Raw genomic sequence first — 19,097 nt, forward strand, 5'->3', positions numbered from 1 at the left:
ATCGCCCTCATCTTAGCCCGTCTCAGGTTTTTATGGCGATATTTACCCACTGGAACGCCCACATATGCCTGAAAATGAAGCAGTGGAGCAACCTGCTTAAAGAAATGTCCAACAGAACAAAAAAACACAACCTTATAGAAAATAACAAACCCCGCCAAAATTGACGGGGTTTGTCAGAGATCTGAGGAAGGTCATAAACACCTTCCTTTTTTATTAATCTGTTGGTTTTTTATTCCTTCGGAATTTCAAATACCTGACCGGGGTAGATCAAGTCAGGGTCGCTGATCTGATCTTCGTTGGCTTTGTAGATCACCGCATAATCAAAGCCGCTACCGTAGATACGGCGGGCGATGCGCCACAGGCTGTTGCCCGGTTGGACCACAAATTTGCGATCCGCGGGCACGTGATCCATATTTTCTGCACGGGAAAACGGGATGGTGACGCGGTTAATGACTTTCTTGTTGTCGTCCACTTGATCCGCGCGCAACTGGTAGACGCCGGGTTTGACAATTTTTTGTGGAGAGATCGACCAGCTGTTGCGTTCATCGGCGGTGGTGCCGCCTAAAAATTCGTTATCCAGATACAGAAGAACGGTCGCTTCTTCCGGCGCGGTGCCGGACAGGGACAAATTCCCTTTATCGTCGTAATTCACCGCATCAATAGAAAGCGTAATGGCTTGCGCCCCCGGTGTTTGCAGGGCACGTACAGCACCTGTGCCATCTTGGGACATGGACAGGGCGAGAGCTGCGCCATTATTTTCCGGGACGACCAGAACGACAACGTCTTGCGAGGTCATGATGGTCTGATCAGGGTTGGTGGCGCGTAAGCTTAATTCACGCTCCCCCGGTTCCAGTGGGCTGGTCGGCAGGAAGACCCATTCGCCGCGTTCATCAGCTTTCGTGGTGCCAACAACGGTTTCACCGCCATCGATCACTTCAACACTTGCTTTTGGTGTTGCGCGACCCGCGATAACAGCATCCCCTTCAGGGTTGATGCGCACCACATCGAAGCTGGGACGCACGTTCTGCGACTTTTCGTCGTTCTGCTTTACAGGGGCAGGGGTGGTCGGTTGTTGTGTTTGTTCAACGGATGCTGGGGGTGTGGTGGGGGTGCTGGGCGCTTCATCATCAAGGAAAAGGGCCAGCACGACAGCGGCAATGACCGCAATCAATCCAATCGCAATGAGTACAATAGAACGCATATTAAACCACCATTTCCCTTTTAGTTACAAACAGACTAGACGCATTCTGCTTTTAAGGCAATTGTTGAAAAATCACAAATTGCGTAAAATATCATAAAAAATAAGACTTAACCCCGCCGGAAGCAGGCAAAGAAGCCCTAAAACCGGATAATAACATTTTTGCAGCCACAAAGGGGCATTCGCGAGTAATTTGACCGCTGCAGATCGGGTGAAAAGGACCAGAACGAGGCAGAATAAGGACGCGACAGGCACATGCCCATTCAACCACATGTCCCAGATCACGCTTGCGATTGTGAGGGCGAGAATAACCACTGCGTTTTCCTGAAACGGGAACCTGATGCGGCGAATGGTCCAGATTAAGGCCGTGGCAGAAATGCCGATGAGCGCTACCGTCATGTTGCGTAGGTAGAAATCATCTGACCAACTGGCAATGACCCACAATGTTGCTGCGATGACGAGGCAAGAGATCAGATTGCCTGAAAAATTGCCGTCATGTGCCACCTCCCAACGGCTGCGAAACACGAACAGCAGGCATAACCCGAATAAGACGGACCCGGCATAGAGCGCTTTATAGGCCATCGCCGCGTCAAGGGGCATGCCAACCAAAATCCAGCACCAGATGATAACGGTGAGGAGGCATCCGACAGCCCGCAGGATTTTATGTTCAAATAAGGTGACGGACAAAAGCAGCAAGATGGTCGCGGCGCACAGGCCGTAAAACAATGCTCTCATCCCGAACTGGAAGGGACCATCCGGTCGCCCAAACGCAATGACACTGGCGATCAGACAAGCAATCGCAACACTTGTTGACGCAATAGCTGGTGCCTTTTCACCCTGAACGGCCCATCGCAGCAACGGCAGGGTGATCAGGATCGAAAGGAGTGGGAAAAACAGACTTAAAATCTGTGGACTGTTGAGTAGTTCTGTCATAAGCCTATGATACCCTGAAAGAGTTACCAATCAATGAAAGTATTGCCATGAGCTTTAAACCAAAATCACTTTGTGTCTTCTGTGGGTCACGTGTCGGGAACGACCCAGAATATGTTCTGGAAGCCAAGCGCCTTGCCAAAAAAATGGCTGAGGAAGGGATCGAGTTTGTCTATGGGGGTGGGTCCATCGGTATTATGGGCACGCTGGCAGAAGAAGTTCTGGCAAATGGTGGACGTGTGACCGGCATTATCCCGGATTTTCTGCAAAAGCTGGAAGTCGGGCATCATGGCCTGACAGAACTGATTGTGACCGACAGTATGCATGAACGTAAACGCACTATGTTTGAACGTTCCGACGGATTTATCGTCATGCCGGGTGGGTTAGGCACGTTGGATGAAACGTTCGAAATCCTGACTTGGAAGCAGTTGCGTCTGCACGACAAGCCGGTCATCGTTCTGGATTGCAAGGATTATTGGAAACCGTTTGAACAGCTGGTTGATGCCACAATCGAGGGTGGTTTTGCCCATGAAGGGGTGAAGGGCTTATATAACGTTGCAAAGAACACGGACGAGGTTTTTGAGAGTTTCAAAACCATACCTAGCGTTCAAAAAGAAGTGCTTACCAGCCATTTATAAGCGTATGCTGATTGATTTCATGTTTTTTTCGTGTAATAAAAAGGCGGCTCGAATTGCGGGAAACGAAACGTGAAACAAGAATACCTAGACTTAACTCGAATGATTGAACGGCTTCATCGCCGCTTTCTGGATGTGTTGCGCGCGGAACTTAACCGCTTGGACATCAAAGAACTGAATGCCGTTCAAGCCCTGCTTTTGGCGAATATCGGGGACGAAGAAATTTCGATCCGTGATCTGATTGAACGCGGGTACTATCAGGGCTCTAACGTGTCTTATAATATCAAGAAACTGACTGAAAGCGGTTTCCTTGAACAGAAACGGTCTCCGCATGATCGTCGCTCGGTAAATGTGAAGCTGACGCCGCGCGCGTTGGAATTTACCCAGTCCCTTAAGGTGATGGAAGACCATCACGCGAAGACCATGGAAGCCTTTGGTCTGACGCCGACTGAAGTCGACGTCACTTTAAAAGCGATGAAACGTCTGGAGAGAACCTGGACCGATTACATCCATTATGGACCAAACGATTAAAATAGGTCCAATGCATCTTTGATGCTGTTTTCCATGCGCACGTTAAAGGTGGAACTGGCAAGGCTTCGCGCATTTTCAGTTTCCCCTTCATCGCGACCATGACCGGTTAGAACGTGGACGCCGCCACACAGGCCTGCATTTTTCCCCGCTTTTAAATCTCCGGCCTTGTCACCGATAATCCATGACGCGCCCTTGTCGATAGGGAAGACGTCCAAGGCGCGCAACAGCATGCCGGGGTTGGGTTTGCGTGCTTCATGGTCGGGGTGTACAAACGGCGGATGACCGGATTTATGGAAGGGGCAGGCATAGACCCCATCGACAAAGGCACCTGTTTCGGATTTTAAAAGGTCCAGCATACGGGCTTGTACCGCGTCAAATTCATCCCAGCCGAACATTTGGCGGGCAAGGCCGGACTGGTTGGTAACAACAATTACAGGGATGTCCTGTGCATTTGCCTTGGCAATCAGGGCCGCAGCACCATCAATCAGCTTGACGTCCTCAACTTTGTGCAAATAGTGGACTTCTTCCACGATTACGCCATCGCGATCGAGAAACAGGGCTGGACGGGGGCTGCTAAAGCGATGGGCTGTATCAAAAATCTGTGACCAGATCTGGTCGGCACCGACGTTGACATGTGCTTGGGACATCTGATGTTCTTTTATTGTGAATGCGTGGTTTTTGTCTAACAGGTTGCGGCAAGTTTCGCCAGCTTATAGTATAGGGCAGATTGAAAAGAGAAGGGGCTTTTATGACGGTATCACGGCGTAAGCTTTTGAAATTTGCCACCGGTGCTGCTGCGTTGACGGGGGTTCCCGGTGTGTTGAAAGCAGATCAAGGGCCGATCGTGATCGGGGAGATCAATAGCTATATTGACGAGCTGGATTATTATACCTCCTCTTATCGCAGAGGTGTCTTGCTGGCGGTCGAAGAGGTAAATCAGCAAGGCGGTGTGCGCAATCGGGAATTTAAAGTCAGTATTCAGAATGATTACGGGAAAGCTGATGAAGCCGTCAAGCTCGCCTATCAACTGGTAAATGAAGAGAAGGTCGCCATGTTGTGCGGATCTTTTCTGTCCGATATTTCTTTAGCGATCTCCACGGCCGCAAAGGGCTTGGAAATTCCGTTTCTGGCGGGGGGCGCGTTGACCGATCGCCTGACTTTGGATGACGGGAATGAATATACCTTCCGCATGCGCCCCAGTACCTATATGCAAAGTCATATGTTGGCGAAGGAGGCGGCGCGCTTGCCGGTGAATAAATGGCTGTGTATCGCACCGGATTATGAGTTTGGATATTCGGCGGTGGAGAATTTTAAAACCCTTTTGTCTAAAAGCAGACCGGATATAGAATGGCAGGGCGATGTCTATGTGCCGTTATTTAACGCTGATGTAACGGCTTTGTCGCAGAGGTTACAGTCCGGCAATTATGATGCCGTTTTTAACGCGACTTTTTCCGCGGATCTGGCCAAGGTGATCGAGGCGGCGCAAGGTGTGGAGCGATTTAAAGAAGTGTCGGTCGTCAGCATGTTAAGTGGCGAACCGGAATATCTGCGCGAACTCAAATCACGCATATGTCAGGGCTGGATCGTCACGGGGTACCCCTGGGAGGATATTGCATTGCCGTCTCATCAACGGTTTGTTGCAACTTACCAGTCGCGTTTTGATGAAAGCCCGACGATGGCGTCACTCAACGGGTATCTTACCATCAAGGCAGCAGCCCGCGCGTTGCAGGTGGCCGATGATTTATCAAGCGCAGCCATCTTAAAGTCACTCAATCATCTGTATCTGGATAGTCCGTTTGGGGTGGTGCGGATGCGGGAGCTGGATCATCAATCGTCCTTTGGGACTTTTGTCGGTCGATTGGAGTATAAGGACGGTAAAAACCGGATGAAACATTGGTATTACGCGGATGGTTCGGAACATTGGCCGGCACGAAAAGTCGTCGAAAGACGCCGCCCGCCATCGGCATGAGCTATGTGTTCAAACTTTGAAACAGTAGTTGCGCTGCGGATGGTTCAGGAACATTTTGGCCTGAGCACCGTGCCGGATCGATATTTGAAAAAAGAGAACATTCGCCCGACGGATGAAGTATGGGCAATTGGTCGACATAAAGAGGTCGGAACCCTGCAATGGGGCTTTTCAGTTGACTGGTCAAAGCAGCCTCTGATCAATGCCCGTCTGGAAACTCTTTTACAAAAACAGACCTTTGCGGATTGCGTCGAAAAAAGATGCGTCGTCCCTGCGACGTGTTGGTTTGAATGGCGCAACGCCGAGGGGAAAAAGTTCAAGAACAGAATTGCCCTTGCCGACACCGACCTGATGGGCTTTGGTGCCATCTGGCGGGAGGGGAAGTTGTGCCTGTTGACCAAGCAAGCAGAAGATCAGGTGTGTAAGGTCCATCATCGTATGCCGGTGATTATCCCGCCAGCGATGGTCGAGGCATGGTGTGATCCGTCACTTGGCACCCGCCGTTTTGTCGAGCCTTTGTTGAACGAAAAAGGGCGTCCCTTTTCCATTGAAGAGGAACGCCCCAAAAACGAACAGTTTAGCCTGTTTTAAGCTTAGTGGCCCATCAGGACCGGCAGGCTTGCCATTTCAATGACATCGCGGGTCACGCCACCCAAAATCAGTTGGCGCATCCGGCTGTGGGAATAACCGCCCATAATCATCATGTCGGCCCCTTGTTTTTGCGACTCTTCCAACAAGGCTTCGCCAGCGGATTTACCGGCGGGGGTGAAGAATGTGGATGTGGCTTGTAAGCCATGCCAAGCAAGGTAGGTCACCAGATCATTGCCGACAGGTTCTTTGGTTTCTGATGTGTCAGCGGTGATGATATGGATGCTTTCAGCGCGTTTCAGGAAAGGAAGGGCAGCGGCAACCGCGCGGGTGCCTTCGACAGAACCATTCCAGCAAATCGCGATGGACTTCGGGAAGGCGGTGATTGATTTTTCCGGCAACAGCAACATGGGGCGGCCAGTTTCAAACAGGGCAGCGTTTAGTGCCAAGGTGCTGTAAATTTCGTTTTCCTTGACCGGTTTCGGGACGAGGATCAGGTCGTTCAGGCGTCCATATTGCGCGATCACTTCATCTTCGCGGCCTTCATCTTCCACCCATTGGACCGTGACTTTGTCGGCATCAATGGGTTGGGAGCTTTCAACCATCTTGCGATCAGAAATGCTCTCTTTATAGAACGTGCGGGCTTTTGCGCGTTGTTCCTGTCCCTCTTTTTCTGCCATATCGATCATATCTTCGATCATGGCACCGGACATGCCTTCCCCCAACAGAGGAATAGCAGCTTTTGGGTCGGCCAGAACATGTAGCACGTTGATATGTGCTTGAAATTCGTCAGCCAACACAAAGGCGGCGTCCAGAACAGCACCAGAAGATTTTGCACCATCTACCGGGGCGAGGATTGTTTTCATGCTCATGACAGTCTCCATTTGTTTCCATTTAAAAAAGGATACGCTTATTTACGTCATTCATAAAGGAAAATCGACAGCATTTTTTACGAAAGATGTTGCTTTTTTATGAATGAAATCAACATCTTGAGTTGCATCTATCCGGTGCCAATCCAGACCGCCGATATCGAAGCCCTGTTGCAGGTCAACGACCTCTGGCGTGGCGTCTGAGGGATCGTTTTGGCGGTTTGAGACGCGGTCTTTCAAGGTATCAGTGGGGGCATCTAGCCAAATGCCGATGAAAGGCACATTTTGGGAGGTGGCAATCTCTTGCAGCATGGCGCGTTCTTCAGGTTTGGCAAACACACCGTCTGCGATGGCGCATTGTCCACTATGAAGCGCAAACATGAGTTCCACAAAAAGTGTGCTGTAGGTTTGTTGCGATGTTTCCGGTGTGTAGGCGTTTTGGGGCAGGCGCTCGTTGGGGGAGACACCCATCAGGCGTTTGCGGATCATGTCTGTGCGCGCGATAAAGGCACCGGGCTTTCGCCCCAGTGTCGGCGCAAGCCTTTGGGCAAGGCTGGATTTACCGCTACCGGAAAAGCCGCCGATAGCGATGAGCGCTGTCGGACGTGGGGCGAGAATGTCGATGGTTTCTTCAAGGTAGGTGCGGGCATCATTTTCCCATTTGATCCTGTCCTGATCGGTTTTTTGATTTTGGGAGGCAACACCATTCACATGGGTACGAATGAGAGAACGTGAGGCCATGTAAAGGGCAAGTAAATGAAGGGCGGCAATGTCACCCGTGCGCCCGAGATATCTGTTTAAGGCACTGTTGGCGAGGGTAAATTCCCCGCGATGGCAGAGGTCCATGAGCAGAAAGGCAAAATCGTAAAAGATATCGATGACGGCGAAGTCGGGTTCAAATTCAATGGCATCAAAAAGAAGCGACTGTCCTTGAAAGCGGCAGATGTTGCGCAAGTGCAAATCTCCGTGACAATGGCGCACGTAACCTTGGGCGGCGCGTTCATCCATCAGGGGGGTATAGGTCGTGATCTCTTGGGTAATGCGCTGTTTGAGCTGGTCAATTTTATTGGGTTCGAATAAATGATCCGGGCAATTGGCAAGGGCTTTATAATGTCCCTCAAAGGCACGGACCATGCCGCCGCTCCCGCCGTATCCTTCTGTTTGGACGGGGGTGTTTTGATAAAAGGTGCAGACCTGATCGCACAATTCATTGATTTCATCTTTGCCCAAGTGCCCGATATTGCTGAGGTGGTCGTAAAGATCGCGTTGGTCAAATCGATGCATTTTGACCAGCCACTCCACGACCTCACCTTCCGTGCCGTCTAGGACCAATTGGTCGTTGTGCCGTCGTACAGGTACGACCCCGATATAGAGATTGGCGCTGGCGATATGGTTGGCCTCCATCTCTTTTTCACAAAAATGATGGCGGTCTTCCAGCCTGCTGAAATCAACAAAGGGCAGGGCGATGGCACGTTTTAATTTATAGGCGTAGGGGCCTGCAAGAAAGACGATGGAGATATGGGTGTCAAAACGCCCAATAGTTTCGTTTTCAGGCAAGCCATAAGCTTGCGGTTGGTCTAGGAAAGTGATGATGTCGCTTTGTCGCATTTTGGATTGTCCTTGTGCTCAACTGGCGCTACTCTCCCATCCTATGACAGAACAGACACAAAAAACAGCCGTGATTACCGGTGCTTCACAAGGTATCGGTCACGCAACAGCAAAATACTTCCTCAACAAAGGGTGGCGGGTAATAACTTGCGCCCGTAAAGACTTGTCCGGTGACGAGTTGGAACATCATGAAAATCTGTTTCATTTCCCGACCGATCTGGCGAGTGATGAAAGCCTGAGCCATTTTATCAAAAAGGCACTGGAACTGTTGGGTGATGATCCGTTGCATGCCTTGGTGAATAACGCGGGGATGTCCCCTAAAACGCCGTTTAAAGAACGTCTGGGCTGTCTAAATGGGGATTTAAACGCATGGCGACAGGTGTTTGATCTGAACTTCTATGCGCCGCTTAAACTGTCGCGTGGTTTTGCCCCTGCTTTGCACCGCGGGAGTGGGGCGATTGTCAATGTGACGTCCATTGCCGGGCACTATATCCACCCGTTTGCAGGGTCGGCTTATTCTATTTCCAAAGCCGCCTTATCTGCTTTGACGCGGGAAATGGCAAACGAGTTTGCGGAAATTGGCGTGCGCGTCAACGCGGTGGCACCGGGCGAAATCCAGACGGATATGATCCAGCCGGAATATGAAACCCTGATCCCGCGCATTCCCCTCAACCGTATGGGGACAACGGAAGAAGTTGCGGCCAGTATCTATTATCTGGCGGGCGAAGACTCGACCTATGTGACGGGGACGGAAATGTGGTTAACGGGCGGACAGCATCTGTTTTAAACAGGTGCTAGGCCTCTTCCAATTTTGCATAAAGCGTGTTGCGCATGGTTTCTAGCCAATCGAGACGTTTTTCGATCAGGCTGAGGTCATGGTCCAACCAGTTGGTGAGATAGCCTGTATCTTCACAGTGGTTGTCGTGCAGGTCACCCAGACGGGCAAGTTCGGCTTGGGCCGCATCACACAGGCTGTCCACCTGATTGCATTGTTCTTCAAGCGGTAACAGGTGCAGGAAGCGGAATTTTAGCGTGATGATCAGTTTGTTCAGGTCGCTGCTGTCGGCACGCACGCGCGCCATGAGCAGTTTTTGCAGTTCATCGCGGCCCTTTTGGGTCAGTTCCATCAGGGCGTCATCTTCCATCCCTTGACCTTCGCTGGGTTGGATCAGCCCTTCAAATTTTAAAAGCTCAAGGGATGTGCCCATCAGTTCAAGGGAGGGACCGGTGACGCGGCTCATAAAATGGCGGGCATCATGGGCCAGCACACTATAACGCATCCCGCCACCCGCTAGGGCAAGGGTGCCCAAGGCGCAAAGCCTGACGGCTTCTTTTGGGGTGAGTGTGTTATCAGCATACATGGTCTACGATTTTCCGTTCGTGATTTATCCCTGTTAAACAGGTGCGATGATATTCGTTTGAGAGTGATTTGCAACAGTATTTATGGCAAAAAAAGAGACAGTAATCATTCTACTGTCTCTTCCCACTTTTAAAAAGTAAAATGCGATATCTTAGGCGGCGGCTTTTTTAAGGCCTAATGTCGCCCAAACTTTGACCAGACAGTCGACCAGCTCGTCCATCATCTTTTCCGTATGGAAAGGTGATGGGGTAAAGCGCAGACGTTCTGTGCCTTTGGGGACGGTTGGGTAGTTGATGGGTTGAACATAGTGATTATACTCTTCCATCAGCATGTCGCTGGCCTGTTTACACAAGACCGGATCCCCCACCATCACCGGAATGATATGGCTGGGATTGTGGATATGCGGGATACCAGCAGCATCGAGCTTGTCGCGCAAGTATTTTGCGCGGGCCTGATGACGGATGCGGATGTCGTTATGTTGCGAGACATATTGGATGGAGGCACGACAGCCTGCTGCGATCGACGGCGGGAGGGACGTGGAGAAGATAAACCCTTGCCCGAAAGAACGTACAAAGTCGCACATGGCTTTTGATCCGGCGATATAGCCACCGACGATCCCGAAACCTTTTGCCATGGTGCCTTGAATGATGGTCAGGCGGTCCATGATCCCGTCACGTTCGGCAACGCCCGCGCCATGTTCCCCGTACAAGCCAACGGCGTGGACTTCATCAAGGTACGTCATGGCGTTATATTTATCAGCCAGATCGCAAATCTCTTTGATCGGGGCAATGTCCCCATCCATAGAATAGACGGATTCAAAGGCGATCATTTTGGGGCGATCAAGCGGGTGTTCTTTAAGGGTACGTTCCAGATCTTCCAGATCGTTATGTTTAAAGACCACCTTTTCGCTGCGGCCAAGGCGGATGCCTTCGATCATGGAATTGTGGTTTTGTTCATCCGAGATGATCAGCATGCCCGGCATTTTGGACCCAAGTGTGGACAGGGTGGTGAAGTTGGCGACATAGCCGGAGGTGAAGATCAGCGCGGCTTCTGTTTGGTGCAGCTTTGCCAGTTCTTCTTCCAGCAGGACATGATAGTGGTTGGTGCCGGAAATATTGCGGGTCCCGCCTGCACCTGCGCCACATTTGTCGATGGCTTCGTGCATGGCTGCCAGTACGTCTTCGTTTTGGCCCATGCCAAGGTAGTCGTTGGAACACCAGACGGTCACTTCTTTCGTTCCGTCGCTGTGGTAATTTAGCGCGCGTGGAAAGTGGCCTGCTTTACGTTCCAAATCGGCAAATACACGATAATTGCCTTCATCCTGCAAAGCGTTGATACGTTCGGCAAAAAAATCTTCGTAATTCATTTAAACTTCTCCGTCCATGCCATGGTTGGCACGGTTCCCCATACTCTATAAAATCGTTTTTATCGAAACATTGTGACCTGAATATGTCCATTATGGGCGATGCACAAAAAAGTTGCTAAGGTCGTGCGGCGTAAAAAATCATTAAAATCATTCCATTACTTGCAGTTTGTCATGGATAGAGGTATTACGAATATAGGGAGTGTTTAAAAAACAGTCGCTCCCAAGCTTTTCTGTCAACCCTTGTTGAAGGACGATTCATATGTCCCTTAAAGATATTCTTGTCCATGTTGATAACAGCCGTAGCTGCAAAGAACGCATCCGCGCTGCTTTAAAATTGGCTGCCTTGCACGATGCGCATCTGACAGCGATCTACGTTCTGACCAAACCGGTTATTCCGGGCTTTATCGAAGCTCAGCTCAGCAAAGAAGTTTTGCAGGCCCAAGTTGATGCAACCAAAGAAGCCGCCAAAGAAGTTGAAAACCAATTTACGGCAATGGCTGCGGATACGGACGTTCGCACAGAATGGCGCTGCATTGAAGGTGATCTGATTGACACCGTGATGCTGCACGCGCGTTATTTTGACCTGACCGTTCTTGGCCAACGTGATCCGGAAGGGATCGACGTACCGGGTTCTTCTGAAATGCCGGATCAAATTCTGCTGCGTTCCGGTCGTCCGGTTCTGATCATTCCGTATGCGGGCACGTTTGAAACCATCGGTCAGCATATCCTGACAGCATGGGATGGCAGCCGTCTGGCAGCAAAAGCGATCAACGAAGCTATTCCGTTGATGACAGGGGCGAAGAAAGTCGAAGTTTTGGCCGTTGACCCGCAAAAAGGTCATGGAGACAAAACACATGGCGCGATCCCGAGTGCCGATATGTCCTTGCACCTTGCCCGTCACGGGATTAAGGCAGAGGCAGATCATTTGGCATCCGGCGGTTTGTCTGCTGGTGACACACTGTTGTCCTATGCCGCTGACAACAGCATCGACCTGATCGTCATGGGGGGCTACGGCCACCGTCGTTGGCGTGAAGTCGTGCTGGGTGGCGTAACGCGTCACATGCTGCAACATATGACAGTGCCGGTCTTTATGACCCACTAAGTTGCACAACAGCTTGCACACAAAAAGAAGGCCTCGCAAATTTGCGGGGCCTTTTAGTTTTGGGGGTCGGGAGGAAAAATGAAAAGGTTAACAGGAGGGGTAGGGGTTAATGGGAGAGGGGGGTGAAGGTTAGGGGTTAACGAAGGGGGGCGCGGGCACCGGTTTTGGGATCAACCTTAAAGGTTTCGACCAGAGAATTATCTTTGGTGACGATTTTGGCGATGATCTGCCCTTCTTTGTCTGTACTGACGTCACCGACTTTCAGGTTTTCGTTGCCAGACCAAGCGATGCGGCCTTCCATAATCTCTTTGACGCGTTCGGGGGTGAGTTGCAGGTCATAGTTGCCGTCTTTCATAAAGCGGCCCATATGTTTGCCGCCCATGATGCCAAGACCACCCATGCCGCCGCGATGTTCACCGCGCATCATTTTATCTTGATAGCCGCCTTTGCCTCTGGGGCAGTAGTCGTCTTTGTCTGAATCCGCAGCCAAGGCAACTGTTGTGGCACCAATCAGGGCCGTTACGCCAAGGGCAGGGATAAGGAAATGTGTGCGTTTCATGGGAAGTCTCCATCGGTTGAGTGTATGGCGTGTTCGCCTTGTATGACTTTATTAAGCACCTTTTTTGTAACGGCCTTATGTCGTAAACTGCCGCGAATGGTGACACACTGTTGCACAGGCGCGCCCTGTTACAGTCTGTTACAGGATTGATCTGTTCTTTACTGTTTTGCGGGTTATAGTCAGGCTATGGATAAGCAAGCACATATTTTGGTCGTCGATGACGATCGTGAAATTCGCGATCTACTGGCCAAATTTTTAAAACAACATAATCTCCGTATTACCACCGCCCAAAACGGGCGGGAGATGAAACGGGCCTTGGAAGACTGGTCAATCGATCTGGTGGTACTGGATGTGATGATGCCGGGGGAAGATGGGCTGACCCTGTGCCGAAACTTGCGGGCAAGTTCAGACATTCCGGTGATTATGCTGACGGCAATGGGCGAAGAGACGGATCGCATCATTGGCCTTGAAATGGGCGCGGATGATTATCTCGCCAAACCGTTTAACCCGCGTGAATTGCTGGCCCGAATTAAAGCCGTCTTGCGCCGCTTGAACTTCCAGGAAAAAACCGCCCCAACATTGGATGGGGAAAGTTTCAAGTTTAACGGCTGGGAGTTCAAACCTGAACAACGCGAGCTGTTGAATGATGAAGGCGTGCTTGTGACCCTCAGCCGGGGGGAGTTTGAATTGCTGGATACGTTTGTGCGCCATCCCAATCGAGTGTTGAACCGGGATCAGTTGCTGGATATGGCACGTGGGCGCGAAGCCATCCCGTTTGATCGATCTATTGATGTGCAGGTCAGTCGCCTGCGTAAAAAACTGAAGGATGACCCCAAAACACCGAGTTTGATCAAGACCATTCGCGGTGGGGGCTATATGTTTTCTGCAAAGGTTGAAAGCTGATGCGTTTTGTGCCGCAAACCATGTTGGGGCGGACCCTTGCCATTGTGGTGGGCGGGATTTTGTTGGTGCAGATCCTGGGGGGGATCATGCACTATCGCGAATGGCAGACCTTTACCGAAAATGCTGAACGCACCAAGCTGATTGAACGCATGGCAACCTATGTGCAGTGGATGAATACGGCAAGCCCCTTGCAGCGGGAATTTCTACTGCGCTCCAACCGTCTGTACCGGATGAAGGCCTGGCAATCCAATCAGCCGTCCATCGAGGATCTGGATAACTGGTTTGGGATTGAAGCCTTTGTGCGCACCCGTTTGGCAGAAACACTGGGTAATATTGATAAAGACCGTATCCGCGTTGAAGAAGTCCAGCCGCCTGAGACCCGAAAGCCCGAAGAATGGCGCAAAGATGAGGGGGAAGACTATCCCCATCATAAAAAGAAGCGCTGGCGTCCGCGCTTGTTGGTCGCGGTGCAGTTGGATGATGGTGTCTGGCTGAATATGCAACTGCCCTATATTGGCCTGCGTGAGCCACCGTTCTTTCCGTTTATCGGTTTGACGGTCATGACGTTGTTTGTTGCCTTATGTTCCGTTTTGATCATGCGCAGTGCGAACAAGCCGCTGGCCCGTATGGCAAAGGCTGCCGAACGTCTGGGCCGGGATGTAAATGCCCCGCCCATGAGTGCGGATGGTCCGCGCGAAGTGCGCGAAGCTGCAAATGCGTTTAACGAGATGCAGACCCGTTTGCGCCGTTTTATTCAGGATCGCACCCATATGCTGGCGGCCATTTCACATGATTTGCGTACGCCCATTACCCGTATGAAATTGCGTGCTGAATTTGTGGACGATGACGAGCAACGCGAAAAAATGCTGGCTGATCTGGATGAGATGGAAGCCATGATCTCTGCAACCCTGTCGTTTGCGCGCGATGATGTGGCCCATGAAACCGTGTCTGATCTCGATCTTGCTGCCCTTGTGGAAAGCTTGTGTGAAGATATGCGCGAAACTGGCGGGGATGTGACCTATGAAGGATGTGAGGAACTTTCCTTTAAAGGCCGTCCGGTTGCTTTAAAAAGGGGGATGACCAACTTGATTGGCAATGCGTTGAAATATGGACAAGCGTGCAAGGTGCTGATGGCCGAAGAATCGGGGCAGGTGATTATTCGGGTACAGGATGATGGCCCCGGTATCCCCGAGGATGATTTGGAAGAGGTCTTTCGCCCGTTTCGACGTGTGGAAAGTTCCCGAAACAAGGAAACCGGCGGGGTTGGGCTAGGTCTTGCGGTCGTTAGATCGGTCGCTCATGCCCATGGCGGGACCGCACAACTGAGTAATTTGCCTGAGGGTGGGCTGGAAGCAAAACTGATCTTGCCCAAATAAGGACCATCGGGTTTAGAACCTGAAATTTAGAAACGCACCTGTCCTAAGAAACGGGTGCGTTTTTCTTTATGCAATCTTTATGAAACGCGCAGAAATCCTAAGCAAACTTGCGATCTTTTAGTGCGTTTGACAGACGCGGCACATGGAATCTTTATGTCGCTTGGCGCATCTTCGTTTCAGTGATTAACCCAAACGGAGACCTTGAATGACACGCACACAGGAAGTTCAGGAACAGCTAGAGCGCAAGCTCGATGAACTCTCGCTGCAAATCTTTCATTTACAGACCAAAGCTCGGATCGAACACGCAAGAGTCCAGTATGAGATCGAGCAGGAAATGGATGATCTGAGAAAGCAACGTGACGAAACCCGCAGTCGTTTGGACAAGCTTAAGGCCAGCGAGCGTGAAAGGGATCAGGTGAACAGAACCGGCGAAGTAACCTCTTTTCCCTCAATGGAAAATGCTGTGAAGCGCACATTCACCCGTTTTGGCTAAACCCAACCTTATAAAAACTCAACCACTATGGAGACTAATCTCATGTTAACTCTTAAGAAAACTCTTCTTGCTTCGGCTGTTGTTTCTTCATTGGCGCTCGCAGGTGTGATGACACCGCTTGCGGTACAGGCTGCAAATGATCAGGCACAGCAGGAAGTCACCTTGAAGGAAATCCGTTCAGAAACGGCAGAAGCGTTTGATAAAATGGCTGATTACACAGTTGAAAAACGTGACGAAGCTCTGAAAGAAGCCTCTGAGGCGCTGACAGCCGTCGATCAGGACATTGCAACCTTTGAAAAAGACGTGCGTGCAAACTGGGACGCAATGTCTGAAGAAGCCCGCGCTGCAAAAGCCGATGCTTTGAAAGAAATCAAGGAAAAGCGCTACCAACTGAGCGTTAAATATGATGCCTTGAAAGATGGCGCTGATGACACTTGGGACGATATGGTTAAAGGTTTCTCAGATGCATGGCAGGAACTGGCGTCTGTCTGGACAGAAAATTCTCAACCGTCTGAAAAGATGAAGACCAATTAAGTCTGTTGATCTGATCGGTCATTAAATTTTATGCACAAAAAAACGAGCCTGTAACAAGGCTCGTTTTTTAACGTCTTTGTATCGTTATGGCATAAGCATTGGCACAACAAAATACCCGATCGCGACAAGGGCGACGAGTTTGACCGATACCCAAAAGGCAATCTTCTGCGGGCCGGTCATGGCTTATTCCCCGCCGTTTTGTTTGGACCAGCCGATCGGGTCTTCCAGGAAGGAGCGCACACCGTCGAGTTTTTCTTTGCTGAAGTATTCGCCTTTTTCTGCAACAGCCATGACGTCCCACCAGTTACACAGATAGTGCAGGGTGACGCCGGATTGTTCCAAGGCTTCAAGTGCACCGGGGATGACACCGTAGAAGAAGACCACAAAGGCATCGTCACATTGTGCACCGGCACCACGAAGGGCGTTTACAAAGTTCAGTTTAGACCCCCCGTCTGTGGCGAGGTCTTCCACCAGAAGAACGCGTTTGCCTTCTTCCATATGCCCTTCGATCTGGGCGTTGCGGCCAAAACCTTTTGGTTTTTTACGAACGTAGAGCATGGACGCGTCCAACTGGTCCGCCATCCAAGCCGCGTAAGGGATACCGGCTGTTTCGCCACCGGCAACATAATCGAAAACTTCAAAACCGGCATCTTGTTGTAGCATTTCTTTGGCAAGGCTCATGACCTTGCGACGCGCGCGGTTGAAGGAAATCAGTTTGCGGCAATCAATATAGACCGGGCTGGCTTTGCCAGAGGTCAGGATATAGGGCTCTTCCGGGCGGAAGTTGATGGCTTCAATTTCCAATAGGATTTTGGCGACGGTTTCGCCTGCTTTTTTATGTTCCGGGCTGCGCAAAACGGTGCTCATGGCTCACATATCCTCAAATGTCGTGCTAGATGGCTCTTTCTAGTCTCAAAATCAAGGATTGGCAACAAAAGAAAGGGCTGCTTCCCACAGGGGAAGCAGCCCATCAAGTGACAGGGTGTCGGATGACTTACTTATAACCGTTGATCTTATCGAACCATTCCGGCAGGAAGAGTGAAATCTGCGGAATGTAAGTGATAAGGACCAAAAAGATCAGCAGCAGGGACAGCCACGGCAGGGCGGCTTTTACAGCCCAACCGATAGAACGGCCCGTGATGCCGGCGGTGACAAATAAGTTGAGTCCGACAGGAGGCGTGATCATGCCGATCTCCATGTTCACCACCATGATGATACCAAGGTGGACCGGATCGATACCCAGCTGGATCGCGATCGGGAAGAGAATCGGTGCCATGATCAAGATGATAGCAGAAGGTTCCATAAAGTTACCCGCTGCCAACAGCAAGAGGTTGACAACAATCAGGAAGCCCCACCATGGCAGACCCCAGCCAACAATGGCTTCGGCGATATGGTGCGGGATACGTTCTGTTGTGAGAACGTGCGCAAACAACATGGCGTTGGCGATGATGAACAACAGCATCAGGGATACTTTTGTTGCATCGATCAGGACTTTGCGCACGTCCGGGTCATTGATACATTTAGGCAGGGCGACAATGGATTGACCAAAGGCGCGCAAGCCTGCTGAAATCGGGTTTTCACCGTCGTTGGACCATGCTTTTTCTTTCAGTGGGCCCATGTCACGATAAACAAAGACGGACACAAAGAAGGCATAGACAGCAGAAACCGCCGCCGCTTCTGTTGGCGAGGCAATCCCGCCGTAGATGGAACCAAGCACGATCACGATCAACATGATGCCGCCCATGGCACTCATCATGGAACGGAACAGTTCAATCACACCCGGGAAAGGCTCTGACGGTAGTTTCATGACGCGTGCGGCAATATAGATGGCGACCATCAGGATCAGGCCCATCATGATGCCGGGGATAAAGCCCGCCATAAACATTTTAGAAGCAGAAACTTCTGTTGCGGCAGAATAAACCAGCATCACGATAGAAGGCGGGATCAGGATCCCCAACGTCCCGGCGTTGGCGATAACGCCTGCGCCAAATTTTTCTGGATAGCCGGATTTGACCATCCCGGCGATGACGATAGACCCGATGGCGGCAACAGTCGCGGGTGATGACCCTGACACAGCCGCAAACAGCATACAGGCAAGGACAGAAGCCATTGCCAGACCACCTTTAATGTGACCGACAAGCGCGATTGCAAAACGGATCAGACGTTTCGCGACACCACCTGTGGACAGGAAGGCGGAAGACAGAATAAAGAACGGGATCGCCAGCAGCGTGTAGTGTTCGGACAGGGCCTCAAACAGTTTCAAGGCGATGGATGCCACGGAGTCGTCGGAGAAGAGAAGGATCGTACTGACGGAAGACAGACCCAGAGCAACCGCAATCGGCATCCCCAGAAACATGCACCCGAATAAAGTGACGAACAGAAAAGCAATGGTCATTTGTTGGCCTCCACGTCATCGTTGAGTTTCACGCTGTTGGAATCGATGCCTTGTTCTTTCAGGGCATCTTTACCTTCGTCAGCCATGTGCATTTCATTCCATTCCCCTGTCAGCAGCTTTTTCAGCACTTCAAGGAAACGTAACGTCAGCAGCATAAAGCCGATCAACAGCGGGCCATGGGCGATCCACATGGGCAGAAGTGGTTCTTCTTCGTCAATTTTGAAAACGTCCCACATCATATCTTCGGGGATCAGGGCCATGAAAATAGACGGTGTTGGTGTGTCTTCCATGGCAAGGCCGATGCTGTAGACTTTTGCCAGATAGACCCACGCCCCAAACATGATAAGGCCACAGTAGAGCAGACAGAGAAGAACAGAAGCGATGCTGAACAGGCGTTTCATTTCAGGGTTCAACAGTCGGACAACGGCGTCTACACCGATATGTGCCCCGACTTTAACACCGTAAGAAATGCCGAATAATACAAACCAGGCAGAAGCGTGCAGCGTGACTTCCTGTGCCCAGTGAATGCCGGTATTGAAGCCGAAGCGTAAAACAACTTCGACAAATACCAGAAGGGTCATGGTAACGAGCAGAAAGCTCAGGACACCTTCTTCAAGTTGGCGACCGAATTTTGCGACCATCATATTGCCCCGAATTTTATTAAAAAAAACAATCAGATAAGGA

General features: G+C 50.8%; 21 protein-coding genes. 10 read left to right on the forward strand and 11 right to left on the reverse strand.

All coding sequences use genetic code 11. The features are described 5' to 3' along the window. Positions 1-229: 229 nt before the first annotated feature. Positions 230-1,201 (reverse strand): LysM peptidoglycan-binding domain-containing protein, encoded by a 972-nt coding sequence (locus Q397_RS0117855; protein ID WP_028880571.1) that lies wholly within the window; start codon positions 1,199-1,201, stop codon positions 230-232. 72 nt (positions 1,202-1,273) lie between these two features. Continuing rightward, positions 1,274-2,131 (reverse strand): hypothetical protein, encoded by an 858-nt coding sequence (locus Q397_RS0117860; protein WP_028880572.1) that lies wholly within the window; start codon positions 2,129-2,131, stop codon positions 1,274-1,276. Between the two features lie 47 nt (positions 2,132-2,178). Here Q397_RS0117860 and Q397_RS0117865 point away from each other — a divergent pair, with 47 nt between their 5' ends. Beyond that, entirely contained in the window at positions 2,179-2,766 is a 588-nt protein-coding gene (locus tag Q397_RS0117865; protein ID WP_028880573.1) for an LOG family protein, read from the forward strand. Positions 2,767-2,865: 99 nt separating this feature from the next. Then, positions 2,866-3,294: a MarR family winged helix-turn-helix transcriptional regulator gene (locus tag Q397_RS0117870; RefSeq protein ID WP_084149116.1), complete on the forward strand. Its 429-nt coding sequence runs from the start codon at positions 2,866-2,868 to the stop codon at positions 3,292-3,294. Here the strand turns inward: Q397_RS0117870 and Q397_RS0117875 are convergent. Further along, positions 3,291-3,941 carry a D-glycero-alpha-D-manno-heptose-1,7-bisphosphate 7-phosphatase gene (locus Q397_RS0117875; protein ID WP_051610291.1) on the reverse strand — a complete coding sequence of 217 codons (651 nt, stop codon included), beginning with the start codon at positions 3,939-3,941 and terminating at the stop codon, positions 3,291-3,293. The genes Q397_RS0117870 and Q397_RS0117875 overlap by 4 nt on opposite strands. Before the next feature lie 101 nt (positions 3,942-4,042). Between Q397_RS0117875 and Q397_RS0117880 the strand changes: the two genes are divergently transcribed. Both Q397_RS0117880 and Q397_RS0117885 read left to right on the forward strand, forming a co-directional pair. Beyond that, positions 4,043-5,263, forward strand: coding sequence for an ABC transporter substrate-binding protein (locus Q397_RS0117880; protein WP_051610293.1), 1,221 nt, complete (start codon positions 4,043-4,045; stop codon positions 5,261-5,263). A 3-nt stretch (positions 5,264-5,266) separates the two neighbouring features. Beyond that, positions 5,267-5,851 carry an SOS response-associated peptidase gene (locus Q397_RS0117885; protein ID WP_028880577.1) on the forward strand — a complete coding sequence of 195 codons (585 nt, stop codon included), beginning with the start codon at positions 5,267-5,269 and terminating at the stop codon, positions 5,849-5,851. Between the two features lie 2 nt (positions 5,852-5,853). Here the strand turns inward: Q397_RS0117885 and Q397_RS0117890 are convergent, their stop codons facing one another. Both Q397_RS0117890 and Q397_RS23265 read right to left on the reverse strand, forming a co-directional pair. Then, on the reverse strand, positions 5,854-6,720 hold the full coding sequence (locus tag Q397_RS0117890) for a universal stress protein (protein ID WP_028880578.1): 867 nt from the start codon (positions 6,718-6,720) through the stop codon (positions 5,854-5,856). A 51-nt stretch (positions 6,721-6,771) separates the two neighbouring features. Then, complete coding sequence (locus Q397_RS23265) at positions 6,772-8,325, reverse strand: bifunctional aminoglycoside phosphotransferase/ATP-binding protein (RefSeq protein WP_051610295.1); 1,554 nt, start codon at positions 8,323-8,325, stop codon at positions 6,772-6,774. Positions 8,326-8,368: 43 nt separating this feature from the next. On the opposite strand from Q397_RS23265, the gene Q397_RS0117900 reads away from it, so the two are divergent. Beyond that, positions 8,369-9,112: an SDR family NAD(P)-dependent oxidoreductase gene (locus Q397_RS0117900; RefSeq protein ID WP_028880579.1), complete on the forward strand. Its 744-nt coding sequence runs from the start codon at positions 8,369-8,371 to the stop codon at positions 9,110-9,112. 7 nt (positions 9,113-9,119) lie between these two features. Here the strand turns inward: Q397_RS0117900 and Q397_RS0117905 are convergent, their stop codons facing one another. Together Q397_RS0117905 and hemA are read right to left on the reverse strand one after the other, a co-directional pair. Then, the gene (locus Q397_RS0117905; protein ID WP_028880580.1) at positions 9,120-9,686 is read right to left on the reverse strand and encodes a transcriptional regulator; all 567 of its coding nucleotides are present in this window, start codon (positions 9,684-9,686) and stop codon (positions 9,120-9,122) included. Between the two features lie 150 nt (positions 9,687-9,836). Continuing rightward, a complete protein-coding gene (gene hemA, locus Q397_RS0117910) occupies positions 9,837-11,051 on the reverse strand; it encodes a 5-aminolevulinate synthase (protein WP_028880581.1) in 1,215 nt (404 codons plus the stop codon). A 259-nt stretch (positions 11,052-11,310) separates the two neighbouring features. On the opposite strand from hemA, the gene Q397_RS0117915 reads away from it, so the two are divergent. Further along, the gene (locus Q397_RS0117915) at positions 11,311-12,153 is read left to right on the forward strand and encodes a universal stress protein (RefSeq protein WP_028880582.1); all 843 of its coding nucleotides are present in this window, start codon (positions 11,311-11,313) and stop codon (positions 12,151-12,153) included. Between the two features lie 136 nt (positions 12,154-12,289). Here Q397_RS0117915 and Q397_RS0117920 read toward each other — a convergent pair whose 3' ends face one another. Then, positions 12,290-12,712 (reverse strand): hypothetical protein, encoded by a 423-nt coding sequence (locus tag Q397_RS0117920; RefSeq protein ID WP_028880583.1) that lies wholly within the window; start codon positions 12,710-12,712, stop codon positions 12,290-12,292. Positions 12,713-12,898: 186 nt separating this feature from the next. Here Q397_RS0117920 and Q397_RS0117925 point away from each other — a divergent pair, with 186 nt between their 5' ends. The 4 genes from Q397_RS0117925 to Q397_RS0117940 all read left to right on the forward strand — a co-directional run bounded on the left by Q397_RS0117925 (position 12,899) and on the right by Q397_RS0117940 (position 16,018). Then, entirely contained in the window at positions 12,899-13,615 is a 717-nt protein-coding gene (locus Q397_RS0117925; protein ID WP_028880584.1) for a response regulator, read from the forward strand. Continuing rightward, a complete protein-coding gene (locus tag Q397_RS25440; protein ID WP_038014683.1) occupies positions 13,615-14,991 on the forward strand; it encodes an ATP-binding protein in 1,377 nt (458 codons plus the stop codon). Before Q397_RS0117925 ends, Q397_RS25440 begins: the two co-directional genes overlap by 1 nt. A gap of 205 nt (positions 14,992-15,196) precedes the next feature. Further along, entirely contained in the window at positions 15,197-15,484 is a 288-nt protein-coding gene (locus tag Q397_RS0117935; RefSeq protein WP_028880586.1) for a sll1863 family stress response protein, read from the forward strand. A 42-nt stretch (positions 15,485-15,526) separates the two neighbouring features. After that, positions 15,527-16,018, forward strand: coding sequence for a hypothetical protein (locus Q397_RS0117940; protein WP_028880587.1), 492 nt, complete (start codon positions 15,527-15,529; stop codon positions 16,016-16,018). A 183-nt stretch (positions 16,019-16,201) separates the two neighbouring features. Here the strand turns inward: Q397_RS0117940 and Q397_RS0117950 are convergent, their stop codons facing one another. From Q397_RS0117950 to Q397_RS0117960, 3 genes are all read right to left on the reverse strand, one after another. Continuing rightward, on the reverse strand, positions 16,202-16,885 hold the full coding sequence (locus Q397_RS0117950) for an orotate phosphoribosyltransferase (protein WP_028880588.1): 684 nt from the start codon (positions 16,883-16,885) through the stop codon (positions 16,202-16,204). Between the two features lie 127 nt (positions 16,886-17,012). Then, positions 17,013-18,413: a TRAP transporter large permease gene (locus Q397_RS0117955; protein WP_028880589.1), complete on the reverse strand. Its 1,401-nt coding sequence runs from the start codon at positions 18,411-18,413 to the stop codon at positions 17,013-17,015. Continuing rightward, positions 18,410-19,057: a TRAP transporter small permease gene (locus tag Q397_RS0117960; protein ID WP_156950776.1), complete on the reverse strand. Its 648-nt coding sequence runs from the start codon at positions 19,055-19,057 to the stop codon at positions 18,410-18,412. Before Q397_RS0117960 ends, Q397_RS0117955 begins: the two co-directional genes overlap by 4 nt. Positions 19,058-19,097: the final 40 nt, after the last annotated feature.

It is taken from the genome of Terasakiella pusilla DSM 6293 (genome assembly GCF_000688235.1).
Lineage (GTDB): Bacteria > Pseudomonadota > Alphaproteobacteria > Rhodospirillales > Terasakiellaceae > Terasakiella > Terasakiella pusilla.